Raw genomic sequence first — 26,665 nt, forward strand, 5'->3', positions numbered from 1 at the left:
TCGCAATGGTGGCCGGAAGATGAGAGCATAAATAGATGCAGGAATATGGCAGGGGCTGCCGCTTGAGAGCGCTGGTTATCAGCCATAGAAGAAAGCGTTATGGGCAGTGAACTTTTAGTACCATGGAAACCGTACTTGCTGGGATTGACAGAGGTAGTGGGAGGCGCGACTCTAAGCCTATTATTTGATCTGAGCGTTTGATAGTAGTTGTTAATAGCAGTTAAAGGTGACTTTAAGGAGAAAGCCCCATGCTCGAAGATTGCAAAAATGCCCTGGAGCGCTGGGGAGGCGTGCATTCCCTGATTGACCGCTGGCTGGATCAGCGCCGTCAGCTATTGATCAGCTTTATTGAGCTAAAAGAAGCGTGTGATGCTGAATTGGAAGCAGTGAGCAAAGCGCCTATCGATACGTTTAGTGAAAAGCTGATGGATTACATCAGCGCCGGTCACTTTGAGATTTACCCCCAGCTCTCGGAAGAGGCACGGGCCTTTAGCGACGAGGGAGCGCTCGTCATCGCGGAGAAGTTGCTCGAGCGTTTAGAAATGTCCACCGAGATGGTGTTGGAGTTCGATACCGATTTTGGCTCCACGCTTAGCTGCGAGCAAAACATCGCCCGCCTACCTGCCTGGATCGACCGCTTAGCCCGTGGCCTTACCGAACGCTTCGCGCTAGAAGACCAATTGATCGCGCGCTTACACGCCGCACACAGCCCGCAGCACACCAAAGCCCCCGCTTAAGTAAGACCTTCCATTAGACAGGCGCCGCTATGCGGCGCTTTTGCTCCATGGTAATCCCGCTTCAACCCCGGCACCGCTTCTCGCGCTGCTCCCGCGGGTGCGCTTCGCTTACCACGCGCTACTAAATCACGCATGCATATAAAACGGCGGGCGCCCAATACCTCATAATCGATTCACCCCTCACCCCTCACCCCCTGCGCCGTAATTTACCCCCAATCACCAACATACACGGCGTAAGCAGCAGTGTTAGCGCGGTGGCGAAGGTGAGGCCGCCGGCTATGGCGCTCGACATCTGCGTCCACCACTGGGCGGAGGGCGCATTAAAGCCCAGGGCAGGGGTGAACAGGTCTACATTGATCCCCAGCACCATCGGCATGAGCCCCAATACCGTGGTAATCGCCGTTAACAGCACAGGGCGTAGGCGTAAACAGCCCGCTTCAAGGGCGGCTTCGCCGGGTGTCATACCCTGGCCGCGCAGTTCGTTGTAGGTATCGATCAAAACAATGTTGTTATTGACCACGATACCCGCCAGAGCAATCACGCCCATCCCCACCATGACAATGCCAAACGCCTGGCCGGTAATCAGTAGGCCCATGAGCACACCCGCGGTGGAGAACACAATCGCCGAGAGCACCAACCCCGCTTGATAAAAGCTATTGAACTGGGTGACCAGAATCAGCGCCATCAAACCGATAGCAATCAAGAAGGCACTGGCTAAGAACTGCATCGACTCCTGCTGGTCCTCCTGCTCACCCGCCACGTTGACCATCAGGCCATCAGGCAAACTGCCGCTGCTTGCGGCTAGCAGGGCAGTTAGGCGCTCATCAGCGAGATAGCCCGGTGCTAAGTCAGCCTCAATGGTAATCGCCCGGCGACCATTGATGCGATTAAGGGTGCCGACCTTCGGCGCCGGTTCCAGAGTCACAAAATTCGAGATCGGCACTTGGCCCCGCTGAGTGTTGATGGTCAAGCGCTCAAGCTGATCCAGCGAACGCCAGTTTTGCGGCAGACGCACGCGGATATCCACTTCATCGCTGACTTCCGGCGGGCGATAGCTAGCCACCTGAAGGCCGGTCGTCAGCAGTTGCACCGCGCTTCCAATGGTCGTTACATCGGTACCCATGCGCGCCGCCGCTTCGCGATCCACGTTAACCTGCCACTCCACGCCCGGAAGGCTGCGGTTATCCTCAATGTCGGTAAAGCCACTCAGCTCGCGCATTAGTTGGGTTATCTGGTTAACGCCTGCATCGGCGACGTCAGGATTCGTGGCGCTCACTTCAAGCACAATTGGCTTGCCGCCACCGGGGCCCATCTCCTGCTCCTGAAACTCTAGCGTAATGCCGGGAATATCCCCGGCACGCTCGGCCATGTCGTCCAAAATGGCCTGGGCAGGGCGACGTTCATGCCAGTCGATAAACTGGAACTGCAGCATGCCAATCACGTCGTTGCCCATCTGCTGGTTAGGCACTGCAAAGGAGCGTGCATACAGCGCTCGCACTTCACTCATGCCGGATAGTTTGGCTTCCACCCGTTGCACAATGGCGTCGGTCTCCACGGCGGAAAAGTCGCCTCGTGCGCGCACCAACACCTGGGCGCTGTCAGGCTCTACGGCTGGGAAAAAGTCGACACCGTGGTTAAAGCGCGCATAGCCGGTATACAGCAGCGCCATTAACAATACGGTCACCAGCAGTACCCAGGCAGGGTGCATAAGTAGCCTTGCCAGCAGGTGGCGATAGCCACGCCCAAAGGAAGTCGTCGCCTCATCAGGGTTAGCGTCTGTCGTCGTTGCGGTGGTACGCGTAAACAGGCGCCCAAGAGTAGGTAAGAACACCAACGCCATGGCCAGCGATGCCAGCAGGCACAAAATTACCGTGGCGGGCAGGTACTTCATAAACTGACCGACCACGCCAGGCCAGAACAGCAGGGGAATAAAGACCGCCAACGTAGTGGCCGTAGAGGCAATCACCGGCCAGCTCATTCTTGAAGCAGCGTTGAGCCACGCCTGATGAGGCGTTTGGCCATCGCGCAGATGACGGTCGGCAAGCTCACTGACCACGATAGCGCCATCCACCAGCATGCCCGCCACCAGGATCAGCGCAAACAGCACCACGATATTGAGCGTAAAACCAAACGCCCATACCAGCAGAATGCCGGTTAAGAAGGCGCCGGGAATGGTAAGCCCCACCAGCAGCGCCATGCGCCAGCCCATCACCGCCACCACTACAATCAGCACTAGCACCACGGCGGTCAGTACGTTGTTGAGCAGCTCGGAAAGCATATTCTCAACGGTGGTCGACTCATCCAGAATAGTGGTGAAACGCAACTGCTCGGGAAGTAAGTCATCTGCATCGGCTAAGCGGTCACGCACCGCGCCAATGGTGGCGATGATATTCGCCCCGGCGCGTTTGGAAACTTCCAGCACCACCGCTGGTTGGCCATCGATGCGGGCAAAGCCTTCGGGGTCTTTATAGGTAGGGTTGATCCAGGCCACATCGCCAAAGGTGACCACACGATCCTCATCGACCTTGACCGGCATATTCATAACATCGTCAAGGGACTCGATAATACCGGGGACTTTCAGCGCCAGGCGCCCCGCGCCGGTATCCAAACTGCCCGCTGCCACCAAGCGGTTATTGCGCGATACCTGATTAAATAGCGTGTCAAAATCAACGCCGTAGCTCTCCAGTACCAAAGGATCAACGACGATCTCCAGCAAGTCTTCCCGCTCACCGGCAATATCGACTTCCAGCACATCGGCAATACCTTCGATCTCCTCCTGCAAGCGTCGGGCAATCGTCATGCGCTCACGGGTATCCAACTGCCCGGAGAGGCCAATGGTCAACACCGGAAACTCCGAGACGTTGACCTCCATCACCCGCGGCTCATCGGCCTCGGAAGGTAGTTCGCTGCGGGCAATATCCACCCGGTCACGTACATCGGTTAGCGCGGTGTCGGGATCAAAGCCGGGGTCGAATTCCAGAGTAATCGAGCCATGCCCCTCGCTGGATTGGGCGGTGAACTTGCGCAACCCTTCAATGCCACGCAGTTCCTGCTCCATGGGGCGGATCAACAGCCGCTCGCCATCCTCGGGGCTCACCCCCTCCAGTGTCAGCGAGACATAAATCATCGGAATGGTGACGTCGGGGTTAGCTTCTTTAGGAATCATCTGCCAGGCAGTGATGCCCGCCAATAGAAGACTCACCAACAGCAGTAATGTCGTGCGGGTGTGGGCTAGCGCCGCATTAATCAACTGGCGCATGAACGCTATCCTGTTCCGCCGGCTGTGAAATAATCGCCTCTTCAACAGGCACCGGGGTCACTGTCTCACCGATATCTACCATGCCAGCGCCCAACGTGATCAGGCGTAGCGGGTCGGGTAGGCCAGTCACGTAGGCGTGCTGCGTATCGGCACTCACCAGCTCCACGGTGGTCTGCTGTACTGTGTCGTTCTCATCCAGGTGCTTGACCGCCAGTTGGCCTTCGCTATTCAAACTCAGCAGCGCAGGCGAAAGGGTATGCACCTGGCGGGGTGGCAGCGTAATGGTCAGCTCCGCACTGCCGCCTGCTAAGCGTTTACCGGCCGGGTTATCCAGCGTGGCTTCGATATAAAAGCTGCGAGTGGCCTCTTCAGCGCGGTGACTAACAAAGGTCAGCTCACCTTCGAGGTGGTCGCCATTGAGTAGCCGCGCGGTGACCGGTAACCCCTCGCTTAAATCGCCCACTTGCTGCTGAGAAACCCAGGCCGCACCTTTCAAACGGCGGTCATCGACCAGTTGGCCCCACTCTTCACCGGGCTGTAATAGGTCGCCTAGTTCCACCTGAACGCGGTTCAGCACACCATCGAAAGGTGCGGTGGGTCGGCTGTCGTCCAGTTGCTTCTGCAGTTGCGCCACGGAAGCAGCGCTGGCGCTTAGTGCGCTCTGCAGGCGCAGTAACTCGGGCTGGGAAATCAGCTCCCGCTGGCGCAGGTTGCGAGCCCCGGCATACTCCGCCTCGGCCACGGCTAGTTCATCTCGGGCCTGCTGTAGCTGCTCGGGCAGAGCGTCATTATCCAGCACCAGTAGCGTATCGCCCGCCGCAACGCGGCTACCTTGCGCGACCGGCTTCTCAGCCACAAAGCTTGCGACGTTGGCGCGCAGGGTGGTTTCGCGCTCTGCCGTCAGTTGGCCCTGGACGATTTGCTGAGGAATAAACGGCGTGCTCTGCTGCACGACAATTTCAACCCGCGAACCTGCTTCGCTGCGCGCAGGGGCGTCTGGGGGCGTGGTTTGAAAGCGCTGAAAATTACCAAAAGCGAGCCATATCACTAGCGCCAGCACCAGTAGGCTAGCCAAGGCATAAGAAAACGGAATTTTTCGCATGGAGCATCCATGTCCTTAGCAAAACAAGAAAGGAGGCCATAAAGCCGAAGATACCATAGCGCAACTCAGCCTTTTCAGCGAGTAGCAAGCCATTGAGCGTATAGCAAGGTTGGTAAATGGGTTGTAGTCTCATGTCTGATTGAGTTTTTCCCCGGCTGGGCATACCATCTTTGCGTCTTGAGTTCTGTTAAGCCACTCCTCAGGCGAGAACCATCCCTAGGCGAACCAATCAAGGAGCAATGATGAAAGATCCAGTACGTATTGCGATTACCGGCGGCGCCGGTCAGATCAGCTACTCTCTTATTTTCCGCATCGCCGCTGGCGACATGTTGGGGCCGGATCAGCCTGTCATTCTCCAGCTTCTGGAAATTCCCCAGGCAATGGACGCCCTGAACGGCGTGGTAATGGAAGTCAACGACTGTGCCTTCCCGCTGGTACAAGACATCGTTGCCACCGATGACCCGAACGTAGCGTTCAAAGACGCTGATTTCGCCTTGCTGGTTGGCGCACGTCCGCGTGGCCCAGGCATGGAGCGTAAAGACCTGCTGGAAGCCAACGCAGCGATCTTCTCCGTTCAAGGTAAAGCATTGAACGATCACGCCAGCCGTGATGTGAAAGTGCTGGTCGTCGGTAACCCGGCCAACACCAACGCGCTGATTGCTTCCTGCAACGCGCCGGACCTGGACGCAGGTCAGTTCACCGCCATGACGCGTTTGGATCACAACCGTGCCCTGACCCAGCTGGCACAGAAAACCGGTAAGCATGTCACTGACGTTGAAAACATGATCATCTGGGGCAACCACAGTGCCACCCAGTACCCGGATCTGGCTCAGTGCAAAGTCGACGGCAAAGCAGCGTTCGATCTGGTTGAGCGCGATTGGTACGAAAACGACTTTATCCCCACCGTGCAGCAGCGCGGCGCGGCGATCATCAAAGCACGTGGCGCTTCTTCTGCCGCTTCTGCTGCCTCTTCCGCCATCGACCATATGCACGACTGGGCGCTGGGTTCCAAAGGCATCGTCAGCATGGCAATTCCGTCTGACGGCAGCTACGGCATCGACGAAGGCATCATCTACTCCTACCCGGTACGTTGCCAGGGTGGCAAGTATGAAATCGTTCAAGGCTTCGAAATTGACGAATTCAGCCAAGAGAAGATGAAAGCCACCGAGAAAGAACTGCGCGAAGAGCGTGCAGCAGTCGAGCACCTGCTCGGCTAAACGCGCCCGCTGACGCTTTTACACTAGCGCCAGTTAACGCCAAACCCCGCAAGCTTAGCTTGTGGGGTTTTTTGTTGGGTGAGATTTAGCAGCATGAAACGGTGCCGAGGTTGGTGTGGGGTGCCACGGCCATTTGCATAGCGTACACACGCTCTTGGAATCCCCACCTTCATGTGCCTGCGAGATTTAGTAGCGCGTGGTAAGCGAAGCGCACCCGCGAAAGCAGCGCGGAGCGGTGCCGGGATTATAAGTCCGTTCGTTAGTGACTCGAATTTTTGACAGAAAGAGTGTCAAATGGCGAGGTAAGCTATTTATTTGTAAGGGGGATTGAAATGCATGCGATTGAATTTGAGGCAGATATTCAGAATGGGGTAGTTAAAATCCCCGATGAATATGCGCATTTAAAGAACAGACATGCCCGAATCGTTGTTTTGTATGAGAATACAAAGGAGGAGGAGAACCCCTCCGTTAAGCAAGTTGGAATAGATTTTACCTCTGTGAAAGCTCCGTCTCTGACAGCACATGACGGCGTCGAATACCAAAGGAATTTGCGGGATGAGTGGTAGCTATCTCCTCGATACCAATGTCTTCATTAATGCCATTGAACGTCAGTTGTGTCTGCCAGCTGCCCATTACGCCTTTTCTGTCATCACTGAGCTTGAGCTTCTGGCCTTTCCCGGTTTGCTCCCAGAGGACGAGCAGGCGATTAAGGTGATATTGGCCCAGCTAACAAGAGTGGAACTGGATCATCAGATCAAAAACGAAACCATCAAGGTACGACGAAGTACTCAAATGAAACTGCCGGATAGTATTATCTCTGCTTCCGCATCTGTAGCAGCAGCAACGTTGGTCACAGATGACGTTAAGTTAGCAGATAAACATGCTGGCAATGTGATTTCGCTTGATACTCTCCTAAGCCGTTAAATATTTACCTGCGTGTGGCAATTATTGATACCAGGGCGCGTGCGGTGCTCTTGGGCGTCGTTCCGCCGCCTCCCGCGGGTGCCTCGAAACGCTCGCTGAACTCGCTTTCTCGTTACCACGCGCTACGACAATCACTCGATTTCGGTGGCATGATGACGTGCCACAGCCATTTACATAACGTGCACACGTCCTTGGAATCCCCACCTGCATGTGCCTGCGAGATTTAGTAGCGCGTGGTAAGCGTCAGCGCACCCGCGAAAGCAGCGCGAAGCGGTGCCGGGGTTGGTGTGGGGTACCACTGGGCGTCATCCCGCCGTCATCCTCAAGTGCCTCGGTTGCTCGTTACCACGCGCTACGAGACCTATACTCCTGACGATTCACGATTCACGATTCACGATTCACGATTCACGATTCACGATTCACGATTCACGATTCACGATTCACGATTCACGATTCACGATTCACGACTCACGACTCACGACTCACGACTCACGACTCACACAACCTAATCCCGCAAACTCATAATCCGCCATTGGCGTTCTTTGGCGATTTCGCGCAGGGTGTCGTCGGGGTCGACGGCGACGGGGTGCTCGACTATTTCTAACAGCGGCAAATCATTGTGCGAGTCGCTGTAGAACCACGCGCCTTCCATGGTCAGGTCTTGATCTTCCAGCCACTTTTCTAAGCGGGTGACTTTGCCTTCGCGGTAGCTGGGAATGCCCGAAACGCGCCCCGTGTAGCGGCCCTCTTTGACCTCCGGGTTCACCGCGATTAAGTGATCGACCCCCAAACGCTCGGCAATTGGGGCGGTAATAAAGCGGTTGGTGGCGGTAATAATCAGCAGCGTGTCGCCTTTGGTGCGGTGGCGTGCCAGAAGCTCTTCGGCTTTGGGCAGAATATTGGGTTCGATCTTGCTGGCCATGAACTGCTGGTGCCACGCTGAAAGCTGTTCCGGCGAATTATCAGCCAGCGGTTTAAGCGCCATCTCCAAAAAAGCAGCCATATCCAGGGTGCCCGCGTTGTAATCAGCCATGAAGCGCTCATTGGCTTCCCGGTAGGCAACCGGGTCGACTGCCCCTTGTTCGAGTAAAAACTCGCCCCAGGCATGATCGCTGTCGATGGATAGCAGCGTATTATCCAAATCGAATATGGCCAGACTCACGGCGCTCCCCTTTTTTAGTCAGTGGATAGTAGACAGTCGTTAGTGCTCAAAGACGCTAGTTAGGCAAATAGCGGACGCGGATTATCGCAGAGTCGCCATGTCATTCCCACCAACGCACGTTCTTCGCTCCATGCTGATACGCAACCATTCATCACTTAGCGTTATATTGTATTGATACGCTTGTCACCCTTGTGGAAAAATGGGGACAACTGAAAATTTATTAAGGTGATGTCCGTGATCGACGCTGACGGCTTTCGCCCCAATGTTGGCATCATCATTGCCAATAGCCAGGGGCAGCTGCTTTGGGCGCGTCGGGTAGGACAAAATGCGTGGCAATTTCCCCAGGGGGGCATCAATGCAAGCGAGACGCCACAACAAGCACTTTTTCGTGAACTTTACGAAGAGATCGGCCTAACCGCCGACGATGTTGATATTGTTGCCTGCACCCGGGGCTGGCTACGCTACCGTCTGCCACGACGTATGATTCGCACACATTCGCGTCCGGTCTGTATAGGCCAGAAGCAGAAGTGGTTTTTACTTAAAATCCGTTGCCAGGAAAGCCAGATCTGTATGACGGCAACCCCAACCCCCGAGTTTGATGGGTGGCGTTGGGTGAGCTACTGGTACCCGCTAGGGCAGGTAGTGCCTTTTAAACGAGAGGTATATCGGCGCGCGCTGCGGGAGTTGTCTCCCCGCGTTCAGCGTCTGGCACAGGATGACGATTAGGGCGATTGGCCGCTGCCCAGGGTAGGGCGGCAGCAGTCTGCCAGAAAATTCCTCAGCGAGGCAAATAATAGTGAAAAGTACAACGTCCATGCTTGAGGTGTTGCGTCGGGTGATTCAGGAAGTGAACGGCGCGCGCACCCTCGACGCCGCGCTGTCCACGATGGTACGCCGAATTCGTAAAGCGATGCAGACTGATGTGTGCTCCTTCTACCTTTACGACAAGGAGCTTGAATCGCTGGTATTGATGGAGACCATTGGTCTGCGCACTCAAGCCGTAGGGCGCGTAGTACTGCCGTTAGGTGAAGGCCTGGTGGGCTTGGTGGCCAAACGCAGCGAGCCGCTTAACCTCGAAGATGCCCAGACCCACCCGCAATTCCGCTACTTTGAAGCCACCGGTGAAGAGCGCTACTCCAGCTTTTTGGGTGTGCCGATTATTCATCAGCGCCACATGCTGGGCGTATTGGTGGTTCAGCAAGCCGAAAAGCGCCGCTACGACGATGAGGACGAAGCCTTTCTGGTCACCATGGCCGCGCAGTTGGCTGGTGTGCTGGCGCATGCTTTAGCCACGGGCAACCTGCTGCGCCCGGCGCTTGCCGGAGGGCAGGCAATGTTTAAAGGCGTTGCTGCCTCGCCTGGCATGGCCATGGGGGAAGCAGTGGTGATTACCCCGCCCGCGGATTTAAACAGCGTGCCGGATCTGATACCCCGCGATCAGGATTATGAGGTCGCCCGCCTCAAAGAAGCCATTGGCAAAACCCGCAACGAAATTCGTGCCGCGGCCGAACGTTTGGCAAGCAGGATTTCTGCTCAAGAGCTGGCGCTGTTCGATGTTTATCAGCAGATGCTCGGCGAAGCCGCGCTGGCTGATGAAGTGGAAAAACGCATTCGCGAAGGCCAGTGGGCACCAGGCGCTCTGGCCGATGTAGTGCGTCGTCACGTCCAGTATCTGGAGCGGGTAGACGACAACTACCTACGCGAGCGAGCGGCTGATATTCGTGATCTTGGCCGCCGGGTGCTTGCGCATCTGCAAGAAGATACCCCATCCACGCCGGAAACCTACCCCGATAACGCTATTCTGGTCGGTGATGAGATCAGCGTGGCCATGCTGGGTGAAGTCCCCCGCGAAAAGCTCAAAGGGCTGGTCTCGGTACGCGGCTCCAGCACGTCCCACGTGGCGATTGTCGCCCGGGCCATGGGCATTCCTACGGTGCTGGGCATGATGGATTTACCGCTGCCGCGCCTAGGCGGGGCGCCGGTGGTGCTGGATGGTCACCGTGGTCGCCTGTTTGTGCGCCCAGCGCCTGAACTTACGGCCCGTTATGAAAGTCTGATCGCCGAAGAAGAGGCGCTCAGCGAACTGCTTGAGCACGAGCAGGATCTGCCCAGCGCCACGCCCGACGGTCACACGATGCCGCTTATGGTCAATACCGGGTTAGCGGTAGATGCCACCGCGCTGCTTAAAAGCCGTATCGGTGGAGTGGGCCTCTATCGAACCGAAGTGCCGTTTATGATTACCGAACGCTTCCCCGGCGAGAAAGAGCAAACCAAGCTTTATCGTGAGCAGCTCGAAGGCTTTGCCCCGTTGCCGGTGGTGATGCGCACATTGGATATCGGCGGTGACAAGGATCTGCCCTATTTCCCCATTGAAGAGGCGAATCCGTTTCTAGGCTGGCGCGGTATGCGGGTAACGCTGGATCACCCGGAAGTGTTAATGGTGCAACTGCGCGCCATGCTCAAAGCCTCGATCGACCTGGATAACCTCTACGTTCTCTTCCCGATGATTACCAACGTCGAAGAGGTCGATGAAGCGCTGCGCCTGCTGGATCGCGCCATTCTAGAGCTGGGCGAAGAAGGGATTACTGTCGTCAGACCTAAAGTGGGCGTGATGATTGAAGTGCCCGCCACTATCTATCAAATGGACGCGCTGGCGAAGCGAGTCGACTTTTTCTCCGTGGGCAGCAACGATCTAACCCAGTACTTGCTGGCGGTAGACCGTAACAACCCGCGCGTATCGAGCCTTTATGATGCGCTGCACCCGGCGTTGCTCGGCGCTCTGCTGGAACTTGCTAATGATGCGACGCGGCTCGATAAGCCCATTTCGCTCTGTGGTGAATTGGCCGGAGACCCGGCTGGAGCGCTGCTGCTCATGGCCATGGGCTTTACCAGTCTTTCCATGAATGCGCCAAGTCTGCCCAAAGTGCGCGCGGCCATTCGCCGAGTGCCGTTCAGCGATGCCGAGCAGTTGCTCAAAGAAGTGATGGAGCTAGACACCCCTGCCCAGGTGCATACCCATCTAGAGGGACGCATGGATGAGTGGCAGCTATCGCACCTGATGCCGCCCCGTGACTAAGTTCTTTATGCAAAGCCTAGGGTGTAGATTCAAGCGAACTGCTGGGCAACGCTAAAGAGGTTTCACCCTCAAAGCGCCCCAGCGGCCCAAAGCGCTGTTCGGTAACTTCGATGTGCCCGTCGCTATCCAGAGTGAGCCACGAGGTGGCGCGGGTGCCATAGCGTTCGCCGACAATAAACGCCGCTGAAAGCTGGCGCTCCAATTCAAGCCCCACGCCGGTATCCGGCAACTCCTCGATAGCCGCTTCTTGTGGATTTTGCATAGCGCGCTGAACGCCACTAGGCCATGCCTGGAACGGGTCTGGCTGTAAAAGAGTGTGCTCAAGCGCAGTGCGTACATGTAGAAGCTTTGGCCAGGGTGAGTTGAGATCAGCGTTGGAGAGGCCATGAACCCCGGGAGCTACCTCAGTGAGAGCCAGACGATCTCTGCTGCGGTGTAGGTGCCAAAGCCGTTGGGGCGTGGCGACCAATAAATTAAAGCCCGCGTAGCGCATTGCCTCGCCCTGGCTGAGCGCAGTTAGCCACGCTTCTATATCGCTACATTGCAGGGCATCGGCGACCAGCTCCCCCCTGCTTGGCGCGCCGGGTGGGGTGCCCAATTGCGGGTCACGTACGTTGGTTAACGCGGCCACTACACCGCCGCGCTTGGCTGCCAGCCACGAGCCACCGGCCTCTAAATCGCGGCCACCGACAATGGCCGAGTTATCTTGCCACTCACCCAGCGGCGCGGTGGGGCGCGCATGGAACTCATCACGGTTACCCATTAGCCGCAAAGGCATGGGGGTGCCGGGTTGCCAAGCAAACGATATCAAGCACATAACAAACTCGCAGGCGATAAGGATGAAAAACGTTCAACGCAAGAGCCGCATGACAGTAACGAAGGGTAGACGTACACTGACATTAGTATCATGTTTGTAGCATAAATCGTCACACCGAATGGGTGTGGGGCCTTAAACAGCGGTCACGTTATCAGCGGCCATACGGCCAATAGGAAGGCGAGATCATGCAGCGCTATCAAAGGGAGCACTTTTGGAATGCCATTGTTTGGCCTCTGCTGTGGCCACTGCTGCTTGTGCAAGCAGCATTAATCGTGCTCTGCGTGGTGGTTGGCGCCATGATGTGGTGGATGTCGCCCAGCTACGTCTCTTGGAGCACCATGTTGTGGCTAATGGCGGCGCTGCTTATCGGCAGCAGTTTGAATGTCGGCGCCTTCCTGATGTTGGTTAAAGCGCATGCTCGGCGTCAAGATAATCGCTTTATGCAAGAACTCACCGAACTTGAACGGCACAGTCAAGCACTATGCGCTACCGCTGCGCGTTCACTGCCCGAGCACAAATGTTCCCCGCCGGATGTCGCTGACGAATCTCATCTACCCCTTCAGCGGCTGGCCAGCGTTAATGAAATCCTCGCCGGTCTTGAGCGCTGCATGCACTGTTCCCAAGTGGCCACTGCCGCTACTAAGAACACCCGGCAGGAGCATGAGCAAACCCTGCTGGACGATCTTCAGCACCAGCAACGGCAGCTCAAGCACTTGATCGCCGGTCGTGAAAGGGCGCGGGAAGAGTCACGATTAAAATCAGGCTACTTAACGCTGCTGCAGCGTGAAACGGATAGCTTGTTAGACCATTTAAACAGCATGGTTGATAAAGAGCTCACCGATAACGGTGGGCAAAATATCATGGAAGTGTATGAGCACCTATCGGATATCCGCGCACTACTGACCAATCTTGTTCAACAAAGCGCTGAGGGAGGAGTTGAACCAGGTTCTGAAAAAAATTCTTTGAGCGGTGAGGCACAAGGGAGGAGTGGTGATCGCCTGGGGGCGCCGCGTACTTTACGCGTATTGGTCGTTGACGACGGGCCGGTAAATTTGATGCTGGCCCGGCAGATGCTGGAAACCCAGGGCCTACAGGTGGAAGGCGCTAGCAGCGGTGAACAGGCGTTGGAACGCCAGCAAAACGCGATATTTGATCTGGTATTTATGGATATTTTTATGCCCACTCTGGACGGGCTCGAAACCACCCGGCGTTGGCGCGAGTACGAACGCAACCATGGCGGTAGCCAAAGCGTGTTAGTAGCACTAACGGCCAACGTCGACAATGCCGGGCGCGACGCCTGTCTGGCGGCTGGTATGGATGACTTACTTGCCAAACCTTACCAACCCCAAACCCTCATGAATATGATTGCTCACTGGTTCCCAGGCACGGTTAAAGCGGCTCCGTCTGAATGACCATCGTCACGACGTTATCGATTTATTTAACCTTAGGTGCCGTTGCGGGCACGATGGCTGGCGTATTCGGAGTGGGCGGTGGGCTCATTATCGTTCCTGTCTTGGTCTTTGCGTTTGGGCTGCAGAACATCGCTTCTGAAATTGCCATGCATTTAGCCATTGGCACCTCTCTCGCCACTATTCTTGTCACCGGTTCATCGTCCACCCTTGGCCATTATCGGCGCGGCAGCATTCACCGAGGGTGGCTTAAAGCGCTGCTGCCTGGCTTAGTGTTAGGTTCCACCGTTGGGGCGTTTATTGCCGACAACCTCTCCGGCACGGTGCTGGGAACTATGTTTGGCATCTTTGTTCTACTCATTGCCGCAAAAATGGTGTTTGGATTAACGCCTAAGCCGGGCAGTGCCTCACCCGGTAAATGGATAATGACGCTCGCCGGTGGCGCAATCGGTGCTATTTCAGCACTGTTCGGGATTGGCGGAGGCGCCATGACAGTACCGCTACTATCACGCTGTGGTGCCAGCATGACTCAAGCGGTGGGCACGGCAGCGGCGGTAGGGCTACCCATCGCGCTGGTGGGGGCTCTGGCGTTTATCGTGGTGGGCTGGGGTAATCCACTGCTGCCCGCCTGGACAACTGGCTTTGTTATGTGGCCAGCGTTTTTCAGTATCGTGGTCACCAGCGTTCCATTTGCCCGCTTAGGCGTTAAACTTGCCCATGTTTTGCCCGCTCATGTGCTACGTCTCTCCTTCGCGTTACTGCTGGCAGTGGTAGGGGTTCGCTTCCTGCTCTCCTAGCCGGTGAATGTTTGGCTTGTTGAGTGAGTGCTATAAATACTTCCTTTGGTCAGATTAGAGAGTGTAAATGATTAATTACCCAACGATTGACCCAGTGGCTATCTCCTTGGGGCCGCTGCAAGTCCATTGGTATGGCCTTATGTATGTGGTGGGATTTGTCGCCGCCTGGTGGCTTGGCTGTCGGCGCGCATCGCGTATTGGTCTCAATAATGACGATATCGGTGATTTGCTCTTCTACTGTGCCATCGGTGTCGTGGCTGGAGGGCGCTTAGGGTACGCACTGTTCTACGGGCTAGGGCAGTGGACAGCCGACCCGCTGTGGATCTTCCGCGTATGGGATGGCGGCATGAGCTTTCACGGCGGCCTACTCGGGGTACTCCTCGCCGCCTGGATATTCGCTCGGCGTAAGCAGTTGGCTTTTTTAACGCTCACCGACTTTATCGCTCCTCTGGTGCCGATTGGCTTGGGGGCCGGGCGTATCGGTAACTTTATTAATCATGAGCTACCGGGCCGCATGACCTCGCTTCCTTGGGGCATGCCATTTCCCGGCATGGGGCCTGAGCCGCGTCATCCATCAGCGCTCTACGAGGCGCTGTTAGAAGGCGTCGTGCTGTTCGCCATTCTGTGGTGGGTCTCCGCCAAGCCGACCGCACGAGGCTTTTTATCCGGGCTGTTTTTAGTCTGCTACGGCGTGTTCCGCTTTATGGTCGAATTTGTCCGCATGCCCGACGCCCACATTGGTTTTATCGCCTTCGGCTGGGTCACCATGGGCATGCTGCTCTCGCTTCCCATGATCGCGCTGGGCCTCGTCATCATCGCCTGGTCACGCTCCCAACCAGTGGATGTTAAGGTTTGATGGGGTCATAGAGCCTTGCCTGATTCAGTTGGAAATAGCGGTATTACGTCAGGTTGTCATTAGAACCTATTGGGAAATAGTTGTTCATGACAAAGCCAAATTGAGTTAATACAGAGGTGTGGTATGAGACTCAGTGAAGAGCAGAAAGCTATCGTAAAGCAGGTAGGCCAGGAAGTTTTCGGTAATAATGTTCAGCTTGCGCTCTTTGGTTCCCGCTTAAACGACCATGTCAAGGGCGGGGACATCGACATTTTAGTCAAGAGTGACAAGCCAATGACGGGCAAAATGATCAAGATGTTGACCATGACGGCTCGGTTACAGATGCGCCTGGGCGACCAGCCAATCGACATATTGATTTATGATCCAGAAACACCCTTGTCACCTGTGTATGAGCAAGCGCTTACTAATGGAGAGCTAATATGAGTGGTCTTCTTCCGGTTGAGCGCTTCGTGGCGACGCTTAGCATAGTAAAGCGTGAAGGGAATCACTTAGCATACAGTTGGCTTACGCTATTTGCTGAAGGGAAGCTGATTACCCAAACATGGGTAGAGGTGCTAGACGAACAGCCAGAAGAGGCGGTTCTTTTAGAAGCTTTCGTTTCCAGGTTTGGCCGAATGCAAGATACGTTAGCCGACAAGTTATTACCTCGCTGGTTACAGGCGCTTGCGGAAAAGCCTGGAAGCCAAATTGAAACACTAAACCGGGCTGAGCGCTTAGGTGTAGTAGAAAGTGTTGAAGGGTGGCTGATTGCCAGAAAACTTCGTAACCAGTTGGTTCATGAGTACATGGAAAATGCATGCGAGTTTGCAGAGGCGATCAATATTGCGCGAGATTCGAGTCTTATGCTTATGGATACCTATAACCAGCTCCACAATTATGCTGAAAGTAAAATGGCCTTAGCTGATTTGCCGGGGTTGTTGGATTTACCTAATAGCTAGTGTTCTTGGACGATGAAGGAACTCAACTATCTGATAATTGGGGGAGTACACCAGCGGGTGCCTCAAACGCTCGCTGAACTCGTACGGGGATGTGCACTCGCTCGCTTTCGGTGGTGTGATTACGTACCGCAGCCATATCATAATGTGCACAGTGCATTGGATCCCCCCCCCCCCGCATTCATGTGCATGCGAGATTTAGTAGCGCGTGGTAAGCCTAAGGCGCACCCGCGGGAGCAGCGCGAAGCGGTGCCGGGGTTGGGCGAATAACGCTAACAGGCCGGCACCGCTAGACCGGGCAGCTATGGGCGCCTAGAATAAACCGCTACATCGCCTGTTAATTTGGAAATTCTGTGACTGCACCAACGCCTGCGCTTGAGCAACCCTATTTAGACTTGATGCAAATCGTTTTGGAGCATGGCGTTGACCGCCACGACCGTACAGGCGTCGGCACGCGCTCCGTGTTTGGTCATCAAATGCGCTTTGATTTATCGCGTGGTTTTCCACTACTGACCACCAAAAAACTCCACCTGCGCTCGATTATTCACGAACTCCTGTGGTTCCTGAAAGGCGACACCAACATCGCCTACCTAAAAGAGAACGGCGTGCGGATTTGGGACGAGTGGGCGGATGAAAACGGCGATTTAGGCCCCGTTTATGGCTACCAGTGGCGCAGCTGGCCCGACCCAAAAGGTGGCAGCGTTGACCAAATTGCTAAGGTGCTCGGTCAAATTCGCACCACACCTCAATCCCGCCGCCTGATTGTTTCTGCATGGAACCCAGCCCAGGTCGATGAAATGCAGCTACCACCGTGCCACTGCCTGTTCCAGTTCTACGTGGCCAATGGCAAGCTGTCGTGCCAGCTCTATCAGCGCAGCGCCGACATTTTCCTCGGCGTGCCGTTTAATATCGCCAGCTACGCCTTACTACTCACCATGGTCGCCCAGGTGACCGGCCTGCAGCCGGGTGAGTTTATCCACACCCTAGGCGATGCGCACCTGTACAGTAACCACCTTGAACAGGCCAAAGAGCAGCTATCGCGTACGCCTAAAACGCCGCCTAAACTGGTGCTCAATCCAGAGATAGGCGACCTGTTCGCATTCCGTTTTGAAGACATTCACATTGACGCTTACGAGGCGCACCCGCACATCAAGGCCGAGGTAGCGGTATGAGCCAGCAAAACGTTACGAGTAACCAAAACGGCGCTTTCGATTCTCTGGTGCCGGTGGCAATGATCGTTGCCATGGCTAAAAATCGTGTGATCGGCGTAGACGGCAAGTTACCCTGGTACCTGCCCGAAGATTTAAAGTTCTTCAAGCGCATTACCCAGGCAAAACCGCTGGTCATGGGGCGTAAAACCTACGCTTCCATTGGCAAGCCGCTGCCTAATCGGCTTAATGTCGTTGTCACCCGCAACGCCGAGTTTTCCCACGAAGGCGTACGCGTGTGCCATGACCTGCCCGCAGCGCTAGAGCTAGCTGACCAGCACGCCACCATAGAGGCGGCAGAAGAGATCATGGTAATGGGAGGCGGAGAAATCTACCGCCAGGCGCTTCCCTTTGCACAGCGGCTTTACATAACGGAAGTGGACATAGAGGTAGAAGGCGACGCAACGTTTCCTGACTTCGACCCCAGCGAGTGGCAAGAAGTACAGCGCGTAGCGGGGCAGCCAGCAAAAGGGCAGCCAAGCTATGATTTCGTCGTTTACGAGCGCATCGCCGACTAAAAAGGGCAAAGGAGAAGGCTATGGCCGCCAGCTTAATGAATATATTAGATGATTTAGAAGCGCGTCTTGAACGCACACAAGCTGAGCTACATGCCCTGCGTGAAGAAAACCAGCGGCTAAAGCAGCAATTGGCATTGAAAAACGCCCAATCGCAAAGCGAGCCAAGCTCCGAAGCCACGACTACAATAGATACTGAAATACATAGCGAAGAAGCTGTCGATGCAAAGGTTCTCGACCAGAAAGCGCCTGAAACGCCACCATCCAGCGAGGTAGCGCCAGATCAGGTCGAGCCAGAAGCAACCAAGCCAGAAGAAGTCGTGTCAGAAGAAACAGGGCCAGAAGAAAAAGGTGAATCATCGGCTACCGCTGAAACGGTTAAGGCACCTTCACCGCACGCCCTGCTGAATCAATGGTACGAGCGCTACCCCAAGGCGTTTTTTAAAGGCCACACCAAGCCCTTAAAAGTTGGCATTCATCAACAGCTTGCAGAGCGCGAAGAGTGGCCTAATAAGCTAATTCGTCGAGCCTTAGCCAACTATGTGAACCTCCCGCGCTATATAAAAGCAGTGCGCGAGGGTGTCGAACGGGTAGATTTGGATGGCCAACCCGCAGGCAAGGTCGATAAAGAAGCGGCGCTACACGCAGCAGAAAAACGCGGTGAGAAGAAAGAAGGAGGGCAGCCCAAAAAAGCGCAACCTAAACCATCGCCTGCCGCTAAAAACACTCGTCAAGAAAAACCGAAACAGCCTGATTTAGCGCCGGATGCAGAACCGAAGGCAGAAAAAGGTGAGCCGCGTAAGCCGCTTAGCTTGGAAGACAAATTGTTAGATTTACAGCAGAAATTCAAAGGCCGCTGAGACCGGGCCCAGCAGCAGGGGTTCCATAAAAAAGCACAAATAGTAAAAAAACACTGTTTTTTTCTATTGCGTTCCCTGGAGTCCCGGTATAGAGTTTGTTCTGCGAGCATTGGACTATAACAAGGCTTAGTTGAGGACATGCCGCATACCACCGGGAAAAACCGGCGGATGGCAAAAGAGCATGGCCCGCAAAAGCCAACTGCCAACTTATTAAGAGTTGAGCAGCAACGATCGAAACAGTATACGAGTTAAGGAACTTACATCATGAAAAAGACACTTTTAGCGACTGCTATCGTTGGCGCCCTGGGTGCCTCTGCTGCAGCCCAAGCAGCTACCGTTTATGACCAGGATGGCACCAAGCTGGACGTCTATGGCCGTATCGCCATGGGTGTTGCTGGAGGCGGCCCTGAGTACAACAGTGACGGCGAAAAAATCAACAACGACGCTGAGTTCGTAGATGTTTACTCACGTCTTGGTCTGCGCATGAGCCACGAAGTTTCACGTGACCTGACTGCTTTCGGTCGTGTTGAGTGGCGTTTCGACGGTGACGAGCGTACCGGCCCTAGCGGTAATGGCAACAGCGGTTTCAAAGAAGTTCGTCAGAGCTACATCGGCTTACAAAGCGACCAGTTCGGTACTTTCCAAGCAGGTAATTTCGACAGCTTCTACAACCAGTTCGTTTCCAAGCCGTTCGATTGGGAAATTGATCGCGGTTTAGAGTTTGCTGGTCACCCGAAGCAGTCGCGTGGCGACTCTATCGGTTACTACACGCCTGACCTGAGCGGCTTCACTGCATTCTTGCAACTGAAACACTATAGCGAGCGCGGCCTGACTGAAGCGGAAGAAACTTCTGAAGGTGACGTAATCGCACCGCAAGGCGGTGTTCGTTACGCACAAGGCCCTGTAACTGTAGGTCTGGGTTTTGTTGAAGACGTTGCACGTGGCGGCGGTAACGCTGAAATGTTGTACGGTCTGATCGGTTCTTACGATATTACTGACCAGTTCTCTGCACGTCTAGGTTACGAAACTCGCGACGATAACAACCTTCGTGGTGGTGGTTACGACACAGTTGGCCTAGGTGGTACTTTCACCACTGGTCCTTGGGCATTTGCTGCTGACGTCTACGACGTAGATCCTGACAACGGCGACAGCCGCACTTCTTGGGCCCTGGGTTCTTACTATAAAGTTTCCAGCAACTTTGATGTGTTCCTAGAGCTGCAGCAAGCTGACCAGCCGTCTATCGACGTTACCATCGGCGGTGGCAGTGGCGTCGATGTTGAGCGCGCTGATGGCGACGACATGTACTGGCTGACAGGCGCTCGTTACCACTTCTAAGCCTGGTTTAATTACCACGCATGAAGGGTTAACTGCCTAGCAGAACCAAATAGAACCGGCCTCTTTAGAGGCCGGTTTTTTTTGCTTTTTTGCCAACAATATTGATTAATACAAATAAGAATTGTTTTCCTTTAAAGCTAGCTTGATATTGTATAACATTGTTTCGCTGCATATAGCTGAGAATAGCTGAATAGTTAAAGCAGCGAACAAGATTAGCGTATCAAGGGATTATTTCTAATGCAGAAGAAGCAGTTAGCGGTGGTTGTAGCAAGTCTGTTAAGTATCTCCTCGGTTCAAGCCACAACACTTTATGATCAGGACGGCACGAAGCTGGATATTTACGGCCGTATTGCCATGGGTATTGCGGGCGGTGGCCCTGAGTTTAATAGCGCTGGCAATAAAGTGGATGACGGCGCGGAATTTATTGATGTCTACTCCCGCCTAGGGTTTCGAATGAGTCATGCGGTTACTTCAGACCTAACGGCATTAGGACACTTGGAGTGGCGGTTTACTGGCGATGAGCGCAACACGGATCAAGGGTTCAACGAAATACGACAAAGCTACATCGGTTTATCAAGTAAGCAGTATGGCACGTTGCTGGCAGGTAATTTTAATAGCATGTATGCCCAGTTTGTCTCGCTGCCGTTTGATGTTTATCAAGACCGGGGATTACTGTTTAAATCATCGGGTTTGCAGTCTTGGGGTGATTCTATTGCTTACTACACGCCTGAGCTGAACGGCTTCACTTCTTTTCTCCAGGTTAAGCACTACAGTGAGTGGGGGTTAACGGCTTCAGAGCAGAGTAGTGAAGGTGAGGTTGTTGCCGCACAAGGTGGTATTCGCTATCAGCAAGGCCCATTCAAAGTTGGGTTTGGTGCAGTGGAAAACGTAGTGCGTGGTGGTGGCAGTGGAAATGGTGAAACGCTGTATGGCCTTATTGGGGCATACTCGCTATCTGATCAGCTATCAATGCGCTTAGGTGTTGAGACTCAAGACAACAGCGATACTTATGGCAAAGGGTTCGAAACGGTCGGCCTAGGTGGTACCTACTCCACAGGGCCCTGGGCTTTTACCGCAGATTACTACAATGTAGACCGTGACGAAGGCGAGGAGAGTAACGCCTGGGCTGCAGGCGCTTACTATAAAGTCACCAATGCATTTGACGTGTTCGTAGAGCTAGCCGATGGTGATGCGCCAAGCATGCGAAAAGAAAGTTCGGCAGACAGGACATATTGGCTGACAGGCGCACGTTATCACTTCTAACGTCGTTTTAAAGAATTTGTTTATATCAAAACGGCCACATTCATGTGGCCGTTTTTTTGCTTTTCAATGGCTGTTATTCTCACAATAAGAATGAATAGGTTGTACAAGAGCTGTCTATGTAGAGCCGCTGGCGGTATTCCCCTACAATGGGCGGCTGGCAAAAGTGCTTTGCGCTTGTGCCAACCACTTTCATCCACCCAGAGAAGTAGGGCAAGGGAATACGCCCGTTATAATCCCTGGGCGGTAGCGTGCCTTTTATTTGGAAATAACTATGTCGATATCTCAACGTTCAGTGGTCTCTCCAGCACGCATGCTGCTGGCAGCGCTGAGTTTAGCCGTGGTGAGTGGTTGTGCCTCGTACCCCTCCAGCTCAGCTCAGCAAGAAGCGCAATATGTATTGAATAACGACCCGGCCACCTTGCTGCAAGACGACAACCTCAATGGCTTTTTAACACAGGCGCCCGCAGGTGCCGTGATTAATGTTTCAGACAGCCCATGGGGTAATAATGTCGAGATTGTGGCTGACGCCGCCTACCTTGCCGCCAGTGGGCGCGAGTGTCGCAAGCTAAGAGTAGTAGCCGTCGACTCCAATAACGCGCGTTCAGCACTCGTCTGCAAAACACCCAATGGTTGGGTTAATCAACGCGTTGTGGCACAAACAACACAGGGGCGCAATTAATGAAAGTGACCACACTGCTTGACCGCGCTACGCTAAATCGCTCGTTAGCCGTTGCTTCCATAGCGCTTGTCAGCGTTTTTGCAGTGCCCAACACATGGGCGCAGGCGCTAAGCCTTTCCGACAGCATTCTACCTGAGCAGGCTAACCAGCAAGGCAGCCTGCAGCAGCAAGAAGTCAATGATACGCCCCGAGCCAACTGGGATAGCGGCACATATGGCCCGGTTTCGCCCAAGGTACAAGATCCCGATGCGCTACCGCCATTTGGCGCCAACTTATTCACAGGTGGGTTTCGTGGCGCGATGGGGGATGGTCTCAACCCTGACTACCGGATTAAGCCCGGCGACCAAGTCACGGTTCGCGCCTGGGGCGCATTTGAACTTGATCGCGTGTTACCCGTCGACGCCCAAGGAAATATTTTCATTCCTGGCTCAGGGCCGCTCAAAGTAGAAGGGCAGAGCAGCCAACAAGTTGATGCCAGCGTGCGTCAAGCCATTACCTCGGTATACCCAGATAACGTCCAGGTCTATACCAACCTGCAAGGTGTGCAGCCCGTAGCCGTCTATGTCACAGGCTATGTTGAAAACCCCGGCCGTTACGCGGGCACACCCAACGACTCCCTGCTCTATTTTCTGGATCAGTCTGGCGGCATAGATCAAGACCTGGGCAGCTATCGTCAAATTCGTGTAATGCGCGACGGTCGCAATGTCGCCACCGTCGACCTCTATGACTTCTTGATCAACGGCAATATACCCCGCCCGCAATTTCAAGATGGCGACACCATCGTAGTCGAAGAGCGTGGCCCCGCAATTGCGGTAGGTGGAGATGTTCACCGTGAATACCGTTATGAAATGACAGGCAACAGTTTGAGTGGCGCTGAGCTGGTGAATCTAGCGCGGTTAAGAAGCGGTGTTTCACACGTTTTGCTACGTGGTGACCGTGAAGAAGGACCTATTGCTCAATACTTCCCCATTGATATGTTTGCCGGTCAAACGATCCGCAGCGGCGACGAAGTGCTGTTTAGCTCAGATAAGCGCAGTGAAACCATCGTTGTGGAAGTAGAAGGCAGCTATTACGGCCCTTCACGGTACGCACTGCCGCGGGATGCTCGTTTAAGCGAATTACTAGACGCCATCGCCGTGCCCGAAAACATGACCGCCGTAGAAAGCATCTCAATAAAGCGTGAAAGTGTTAAAGAGCAGCAAGCGCAGTCCCTTGAAGAGAGCCTACGCCGTCTAGAGACCACCTACCTAGGCGCACCCTCCAGCACCAATGAAGAAGCGCAGATTCGTGTACAAGAAGCGGAACTGATTCAGGACTTCATCTCCCGTGCCAGTGAGCTAGAGCCCAGTGGCCGTTTAGTCGTCGCTTACGATGGCCGTATTTCCGATATTCGCCTGCAGGATGGTGATGTAGTCACTATTCCGGAAGTGAGTGATTCCATGCTCATCAGTGGCGAAGTGCTTGTGCCCCAAGCCGCTGTTTATCGCCCAGGTATGAGCGTGATCGATTACGTTGAAGGTGCAGGCGGCTTCACTGACCGTGCAGATGACGACCATATACTTGTGGTTCGTCAAAATGGCGCTGTCGAGAACGCCCGCAATGTTAATTTACGCCCAGGCGATGAAATCCTTGTGATGCCCGCGGCACCCACGCACAACCTTCAGCTAGCCTCTACGATAACGCAGATCCTCTACCAGGTTGCCGTAGCAACCAGAGTAGCGGTTGATCTGTAATAGGAGAAGGGTGAGGAGTTAGGGGGTTGGAGTGAAGAGTAAGGAGTGAGGGGTGAAGAAAGTCCCTCTCACACCTCACAATTTACACCTCACACCTCACCCCTCACCTCTCACCCCTCACTTATTCAAGAAGTAGCCCTATGGATAACGTAAACGGCGGCCCACGGCGGAGTGCACGAACACCGTGGCAAGTCACGCGCAGCGTGTGGTACGCCATGTTCATGCGCGAAGCCATTTCGCGCACCATGTCAGACCGCATGGGCTGGTTTTGGATGATCTTCGAGCCAGTAGCATATATCGGTATCATGATTGCCATTCGTACTTTTATTCGTGGCGACCAGTTGATTGTTAACGCCGATTTTATTCCTTGGTTAATAACAGGCCTCCTGGGCTTTGCATTAGTACGTGAAGGTATGATGCGTGGCATGGGGGCAGTAGATGGCAATAAAGCTCTATTCGCTTATCGTCAAGTGCAACCCGTAGACCCCGTGCTAGTGCGCAACTTTTTAGAAGGCATGCTGCGCAGCTTTATCTTCCTGATTTTTATAGGTGGCGGGCTAATGCTGGGGCTGGACATGTATCCAGATAATGCACTTCGAGCGATGGCTGCTTGGCTTTCGCTATGGAGCTTAGGGCTTGGCTTAGGGTTGGTAACCTCTGTCGCAGCATCATTGGTACCTGAGCTAGGCAGGGTATTCCGCATGCTCGCTCTACCACTTATGATTTTGTCAGGAGTGATTTTTCCGCTAAATGCCTTGCCTCACTGGTTGCTGGAATACCTGATGATTAATCCTATCCCTCATGGTCTTGAAACGTTGCGCCTGGGCTTTTTTGACAAGTACCAAGTCGTCCATGGCACCAGTATGCTCTATTTCTGGTTCTTTACATTTACGCTAATCGCCCTGGGGCTATTGATGCACCTGCGCTTTATTGATCGATTGAAGGCACAATAAACTATGCAACGTTCTTTTCGTCATTTTATAAAAACATCGCCACACTGGGCCGTGGCGATAGTCGCGATAGCTTTGGTCTCGTTTTATTGGTTTGTATGGGCGGAAGATCGCTATGTTTCCCGCGCAACAGTGGTGCTGGAAAGCCCGCAGGTAGCAACGCCAGAATTTAGCTTATCTTCAATTATGGGCAGTGGCGGTGGGGGAAATACCCACGATCTGTTGCTGCTGCGTGAGCACTTACTCTCTGTAGACATGTTGCGCTTACTGGACGAAAAGCTGAATCTGCGTGAGCACTATTCTGAAAACGGGGATATCTTCGCCAAACTGCTTAACCGTGATGCCCCCATTGAAGACCTGCACCAATACTACCTGCGCCGGGTAGAGGTAGAGCTGGATGAGTACGCAGGCGTGCTTAATATCCGCGTGCAGGCGTATACGCCAGAGTTTGCCCATGAAGTGGCCACGCTGCTGCTGGAAGCAGGTGAAGACCATATGAATGAAATGGGGCACCGTCTAGCAGATGAGCAGGTGAAATTTTTAGAACAGCAAATGGTACGGCTTGAAGAGCGCTTTGAAGAGACCCGGGCCAAGCTGCTTGAATTCCAAAACGAATATGGTTTGGTTTCACCCACCGCAACGGTGGAAAATATTAACCAAGTGGTGGCAACACTTGAGGCTGATCTAGCCCGCCTGCAAGCGCAGCGCAGCGCATTAGCCAGCTTCCAAAGCTCCCAGTCTTCTGAATTGCGCCAAGTCGAGCGTAATATCACCGCGTTACGCGATCAAATTATTGAGCAACGTGATCGAATCGCCCAAGCTTCAGGCGACTCGCTCAACAGTGTGTCAGCGCAATATGAAACACTAGAACTGCAGGCACAGTTTGCTCAGGAAACCTACTCAAGTGCGCTGGCTGCGTTAGAAAACACCCGCTTAGAAGCTGCCCGCCAGCTCAAGCAGGTAAGCGTGCTGCAAAGCCCGCTATTCCCGGAGTACCCCACAGAACCCAACCGGCTCTATAACAGCAGCGTATTCGCCATCATCACCATCTTTCTCGCCTTTATCTTCAGCATGCTGATGATGATCGTCAAAGACCACCGCGATTAAGTTTGGGGTGAAGGGTGAAGGGTGAAGGGTGAAGGGTGAAGGGTGAAGGGTGAAGGGTGGTGAAAGGTGAATCGTGAGGGGTGAAAGCCTCGTAGCGCGTGGTAACGAGTCTGCGAGGAACGAGCAAACGAGGCACCCGCGAATGGCGTCGGAACGACGCCCAACGGCACATAACCAACCCCGGCACCGCTTCGCGCTGCTTCCGCGGGTGCGCCGGAGGCTTACCACGCGCTACGAAAATCGCGCCTGCATAGAACACAGTGGCAGCACGCCCCGTAGCGCGTGGTAACGAGAAAGCGAGTTCAGCGAGCGTTTCGAGGCACCCGCGGGAGGCGTCGGAACGACGCCCAGTGGCACGTAACTCAAACCCCGGCAATGCCCCGCGCTGTTCCCGTAGCTATCTTAGAAAACAAACTCGTTGTCAAAACTGTCATGCGTGGGAGGATAAGTAATGCGTACAACCTACGATGAAGCGGATGACATTCTAGTTTTGCATCTTTCAGATAAACGTACGGTTAAAGAAATTTCTCAAGACTGGAATACGCATATTAGTTACGCGGAAGATGGCACAATTACTGAAATTGTCATCCTTGACGCTTCTAAGCAGGGGGCATGGCCGCTCTTAAAGAGCCAAGCAGCGTAACCCAACCCCCGGCACCGCTCCGCGCTGCTCCCGCGGGTGCGCCTTAGGCTTACCACGCACTACTAAATCACGCATGCACAG

25 protein-coding genes are annotated in these 26,665 nt (G+C 54.3%); 21 read left to right on the forward strand and 4 right to left on the reverse strand.

Annotated elements, in window-relative coordinates:
- Positions 1–248: 248 nt before the first annotated feature.
- Entirely contained in the window at positions 249–737 is a 489-nt protein-coding gene (locus tag YERSI8AC_RS08080; RefSeq protein WP_009288487.1) for an Rsd/AlgQ family anti-sigma factor, read from the forward strand.
- 187 nt (positions 738–924) lie between these two features.
- Here YERSI8AC_RS08080 and YERSI8AC_RS08085 read toward each other — a convergent pair whose 3' ends face one another.
- Positions 925–3,996: an efflux RND transporter permease subunit gene (locus tag YERSI8AC_RS08085; protein ID WP_159176499.1), complete on the reverse strand. Its 3,072-nt coding sequence runs from the start codon at positions 3,994–3,996 to the stop codon at positions 925–927.
- Complete coding sequence (locus YERSI8AC_RS08090; protein WP_159176500.1) at positions 3,980–5,098, reverse strand: efflux RND transporter periplasmic adaptor subunit; 1,119 nt, start codon at positions 5,096–5,098, stop codon at positions 3,980–3,982. The genes YERSI8AC_RS08085 and YERSI8AC_RS08090 overlap by 17 nt, the downstream gene beginning before the upstream one ends.
- A gap of 242 nt (positions 5,099–5,340) precedes the next feature.
- On the opposite strand from YERSI8AC_RS08090, the gene YERSI8AC_RS08095 reads away from it, so the two are divergent.
- The 3 genes from YERSI8AC_RS08095 (at position 5,341) to YERSI8AC_RS08105 (ending at position 7,239) form a co-directional block, all read left to right on the forward strand.
- Positions 5,341–6,315, forward strand: a complete 975-nt coding sequence (locus YERSI8AC_RS08095) for a malate dehydrogenase (protein WP_022519687.1) — start codon at positions 5,341–5,343, stop codon at positions 6,313–6,315.
- A 332-nt stretch (positions 6,316–6,647) separates the two neighbouring features.
- Positions 6,648–6,881 carry a hypothetical protein gene (locus tag YERSI8AC_RS08100; RefSeq protein ID WP_138800624.1) on the forward strand — a complete coding sequence of 78 codons (234 nt, stop codon included), beginning with the start codon at positions 6,648–6,650 and terminating at the stop codon, positions 6,879–6,881.
- A complete protein-coding gene (locus YERSI8AC_RS08105; RefSeq protein WP_159176501.1) occupies positions 6,871–7,239 on the forward strand; it encodes a PIN domain-containing protein in 369 nt (122 codons plus the stop codon). The genes YERSI8AC_RS08100 and YERSI8AC_RS08105 overlap by 11 nt, the downstream gene beginning before the upstream one ends.
- Before the next feature lie 505 nt (positions 7,240–7,744).
- Here the strand turns inward: YERSI8AC_RS08105 and YERSI8AC_RS08110 are convergent.
- Positions 7,745–8,401, reverse strand: a complete 657-nt coding sequence (locus tag YERSI8AC_RS08110) for an HAD family hydrolase (protein ID WP_009288657.1) — start codon at positions 8,399–8,401, stop codon at positions 7,745–7,747.
- Positions 8,402–8,635: 234 nt separating this feature from the next.
- On the opposite strand from YERSI8AC_RS08110, the gene rppH reads away from it, so the two are divergent.
- Positions 8,636–9,127, forward strand: a complete 492-nt coding sequence (gene rppH / locus YERSI8AC_RS08115) for an RNA pyrophosphohydrolase (protein ID WP_022519684.1) — start codon at positions 8,636–8,638, stop codon at positions 9,125–9,127.
- Between the two features lie 88 nt (positions 9,128–9,215).
- Entirely contained in the window at positions 9,216–11,477 is a 2,262-nt protein-coding gene (gene ptsP / locus YERSI8AC_RS08120) for a phosphoenolpyruvate--protein phosphotransferase (protein ID WP_039860909.1), read from the forward strand.
- Between the two features lie 16 nt (positions 11,478–11,493).
- Here the strand turns inward: ptsP and YERSI8AC_RS08125 are convergent, their stop codons facing one another.
- Positions 11,494–12,294, reverse strand: a complete 801-nt coding sequence (locus tag YERSI8AC_RS08125; protein ID WP_022519682.1) for an NRDE family protein — start codon at positions 12,292–12,294, stop codon at positions 11,494–11,496.
- Between the two features lie 185 nt (positions 12,295–12,479).
- Here YERSI8AC_RS08125 and YERSI8AC_RS08130 point away from each other — a divergent pair, with 185 nt between their 5' ends.
- The 15 genes from YERSI8AC_RS08130 (at position 12,480) to YERSI8AC_RS08200 (ending at position 26,584) form a co-directional block, all read left to right on the forward strand.
- Positions 12,480–13,706, forward strand: coding sequence for a response regulator (locus tag YERSI8AC_RS08130; RefSeq protein ID WP_159176502.1), 1,227 nt, complete (start codon positions 12,480–12,482; stop codon positions 13,704–13,706).
- The gene (locus YERSI8AC_RS08135; RefSeq protein ID WP_159176503.1) at positions 13,703–14,500 is read left to right on the forward strand and encodes a sulfite exporter TauE/SafE family protein; all 798 of its coding nucleotides are present in this window, start codon (positions 13,703–13,705) and stop codon (positions 14,498–14,500) included. The genes YERSI8AC_RS08130 and YERSI8AC_RS08135 overlap by 4 nt, the downstream gene beginning before the upstream one ends.
- A gap of 67 nt (positions 14,501–14,567) precedes the next feature.
- On the forward strand, positions 14,568–15,356 hold the full coding sequence (lgt, locus tag YERSI8AC_RS08140) for a prolipoprotein diacylglyceryl transferase (RefSeq protein WP_022519679.1): 789 nt from the start codon (positions 14,568–14,570) through the stop codon (positions 15,354–15,356).
- 123 nt (positions 15,357–15,479) lie between these two features.
- On the forward strand, positions 15,480–15,779 hold the full coding sequence (locus YERSI8AC_RS08145; protein ID WP_022519678.1) for a nucleotidyltransferase domain-containing protein: 300 nt from the start codon (positions 15,480–15,482) through the stop codon (positions 15,777–15,779).
- Positions 15,776–16,294 carry a hypothetical protein gene (locus YERSI8AC_RS08150; RefSeq protein WP_022519677.1) on the forward strand — a complete coding sequence of 173 codons (519 nt, stop codon included), beginning with the start codon at positions 15,776–15,778 and terminating at the stop codon, positions 16,292–16,294. Before YERSI8AC_RS08145 ends, YERSI8AC_RS08150 begins: the two co-directional genes overlap by 4 nt.
- A 395-nt stretch (positions 16,295–16,689) precedes the next feature.
- Positions 16,690–17,463: a thymidylate synthase gene (locus YERSI8AC_RS08155; protein ID WP_236557433.1), complete on the forward strand. Its 774-nt coding sequence runs from the start codon at positions 16,690–16,692 to the stop codon at positions 17,461–17,463.
- The gene (locus tag YERSI8AC_RS08160; RefSeq protein WP_009288664.1) at positions 17,460–18,017 is read left to right on the forward strand and encodes a dihydrofolate reductase; all 558 of its coding nucleotides are present in this window, start codon (positions 17,460–17,462) and stop codon (positions 18,015–18,017) included. The genes YERSI8AC_RS08155 and YERSI8AC_RS08160 overlap by 4 nt, the downstream gene beginning before the upstream one ends.
- A gap of 20 nt (positions 18,018–18,037) precedes the next feature.
- Positions 18,038–18,874, forward strand: coding sequence for a ProQ/FINO family protein (locus tag YERSI8AC_RS08165; RefSeq protein WP_009288665.1), 837 nt, complete (start codon positions 18,038–18,040; stop codon positions 18,872–18,874).
- 264 nt (positions 18,875–19,138) lie between these two features.
- The gene (locus tag YERSI8AC_RS08170) at positions 19,139–20,209 is read left to right on the forward strand and encodes a porin (protein ID WP_009288666.1); all 1,071 of its coding nucleotides are present in this window, start codon (positions 19,139–19,141) and stop codon (positions 20,207–20,209) included.
- 237 nt (positions 20,210–20,446) lie between these two features.
- Positions 20,447–21,472: a porin gene (locus tag YERSI8AC_RS08175; RefSeq protein WP_089691506.1), complete on the forward strand. Its 1,026-nt coding sequence runs from the start codon at positions 20,447–20,449 to the stop codon at positions 21,470–21,472.
- A 271-nt stretch (positions 21,473–21,743) separates the two neighbouring features.
- Entirely contained in the window at positions 21,744–22,151 is a 408-nt protein-coding gene (locus YERSI8AC_RS08180) for a DVU3141 family protein (RefSeq protein ID WP_089691503.1), read from the forward strand.
- Positions 22,151–23,884, forward strand: a complete 1,734-nt coding sequence (locus tag YERSI8AC_RS08185; protein WP_089691500.1) for a polysaccharide biosynthesis/export family protein — start codon at positions 22,151–22,153, stop codon at positions 23,882–23,884. The genes YERSI8AC_RS08180 and YERSI8AC_RS08185 overlap by 1 nt, the downstream gene beginning before the upstream one ends.
- A gap of 140 nt (positions 23,885–24,024) precedes the next feature.
- Positions 24,025–24,837 (forward strand): ABC transporter permease, encoded by an 813-nt coding sequence (locus tag YERSI8AC_RS08190; RefSeq protein WP_159176505.1) that lies wholly within the window; start codon positions 24,025–24,027, stop codon positions 24,835–24,837.
- 3 nt (positions 24,838–24,840) lie between these two features.
- Positions 24,841–25,941, forward strand: coding sequence for a chain-length determining protein (locus YERSI8AC_RS08195; RefSeq protein WP_159176506.1), 1,101 nt, complete (start codon positions 24,841–24,843; stop codon positions 25,939–25,941).
- Positions 25,942–26,392: 451 nt separating this feature from the next.
- A complete protein-coding gene (locus YERSI8AC_RS08200) occupies positions 26,393–26,584 on the forward strand; it encodes a DUF2283 domain-containing protein (protein ID WP_022519665.1) in 192 nt (63 codons plus the stop codon).
- Positions 26,585–26,665: the final 81 nt, after the last annotated feature.

The sequence above is a fragment of the Halomonas sp. 113 genome, from assembly GCF_904067645.1.
In the GTDB taxonomy this organism is placed as follows: Bacteria; Pseudomonadota; Gammaproteobacteria; order Pseudomonadales; family Halomonadaceae; genus Vreelandella; species Vreelandella titanicae.

Coding starts and splice junctions, on each gene's coding strand:
- YERSI8AC_RS08080 (WP_009288487.1), top strand. CDS start 249: ATGCTCGAAGATTGCAAAAATGCCCTGGAGCGCTGGGGAGGCGTGCAT.
- YERSI8AC_RS08085 (WP_159176499.1), bottom strand. CDS start 3,996: ATGCGCCAGTTGATTAATGCGGCGCTAGCCCACACCCGCACGACATTA.
- YERSI8AC_RS08090 (WP_159176500.1), bottom strand. CDS start 5,098: ATGCGAAAAATTCCGTTTTCTTATGCCTTGGCTAGCCTACTGGTGCTG.
- YERSI8AC_RS08095 (WP_022519687.1), top strand. CDS start 5,341: ATGAAAGATCCAGTACGTATTGCGATTACCGGCGGCGCCGGTCAGATC.
- YERSI8AC_RS08100 (WP_138800624.1), top strand. CDS start 6,648: ATGCATGCGATTGAATTTGAGGCAGATATTCAGAATGGGGTAGTTAAA.
- YERSI8AC_RS08105 (WP_159176501.1), top strand. CDS start 6,871: ATGAGTGGTAGCTATCTCCTCGATACCAATGTCTTCATTAATGCCATT.
- ptsP (WP_039860909.1), top strand. CDS start 9,216: ATGCTTGAGGTGTTGCGTCGGGTGATTCAGGAAGTGAACGGCGCGCGC.
- YERSI8AC_RS08125 (WP_022519682.1), bottom strand. CDS start 12,294: ATGTGCTTGATATCGTTTGCTTGGCAACCCGGCACCCCCATGCCTTTG.
- YERSI8AC_RS08130 (WP_159176502.1), top strand. CDS start 12,480: ATGCAGCGCTATCAAAGGGAGCACTTTTGGAATGCCATTGTTTGGCCT.
- YERSI8AC_RS08135 (WP_159176503.1), top strand. CDS start 13,703: ATGACCATCGTCACGACGTTATCGATTTATTTAACCTTAGGTGCCGTT.
- lgt (WP_022519679.1), top strand. CDS start 14,568: ATGATTAATTACCCAACGATTGACCCAGTGGCTATCTCCTTGGGGCCG.
- YERSI8AC_RS08145 (WP_022519678.1), top strand. CDS start 15,480: ATGAGACTCAGTGAAGAGCAGAAAGCTATCGTAAAGCAGGTAGGCCAG.
- YERSI8AC_RS08150 (WP_022519677.1), top strand. CDS start 15,776: ATGAGTGGTCTTCTTCCGGTTGAGCGCTTCGTGGCGACGCTTAGCATA.
- YERSI8AC_RS08155 (WP_236557433.1), top strand. CDS start 16,690: ATGCAAATCGTTTTGGAGCATGGCGTTGACCGCCACGACCGTACAGGC.
- YERSI8AC_RS08160 (WP_009288664.1), top strand. CDS start 17,460: ATGAGCCAGCAAAACGTTACGAGTAACCAAAACGGCGCTTTCGATTCT.
- YERSI8AC_RS08165 (WP_009288665.1), top strand. CDS start 18,038: ATGGCCGCCAGCTTAATGAATATATTAGATGATTTAGAAGCGCGTCTT.
- YERSI8AC_RS08170 (WP_009288666.1), top strand. CDS start 19,139: ATGAAAAAGACACTTTTAGCGACTGCTATCGTTGGCGCCCTGGGTGCC.
- YERSI8AC_RS08175 (WP_089691506.1), top strand. CDS start 20,447: ATGCAGAAGAAGCAGTTAGCGGTGGTTGTAGCAAGTCTGTTAAGTATC.
- YERSI8AC_RS08180 (WP_089691503.1), top strand. CDS start 21,744: ATGTCGATATCTCAACGTTCAGTGGTCTCTCCAGCACGCATGCTGCTG.
- YERSI8AC_RS08185 (WP_089691500.1), top strand. CDS start 22,151: ATGAAAGTGACCACACTGCTTGACCGCGCTACGCTAAATCGCTCGTTA.
- YERSI8AC_RS08190 (WP_159176505.1), top strand. CDS start 24,025: ATGGATAACGTAAACGGCGGCCCACGGCGGAGTGCACGAACACCGTGG.
- YERSI8AC_RS08195 (WP_159176506.1), top strand. CDS start 24,841: ATGCAACGTTCTTTTCGTCATTTTATAAAAACATCGCCACACTGGGCC.
- YERSI8AC_RS08200 (WP_022519665.1), top strand. CDS start 26,393: ATGCGTACAACCTACGATGAAGCGGATGACATTCTAGTTTTGCATCTT.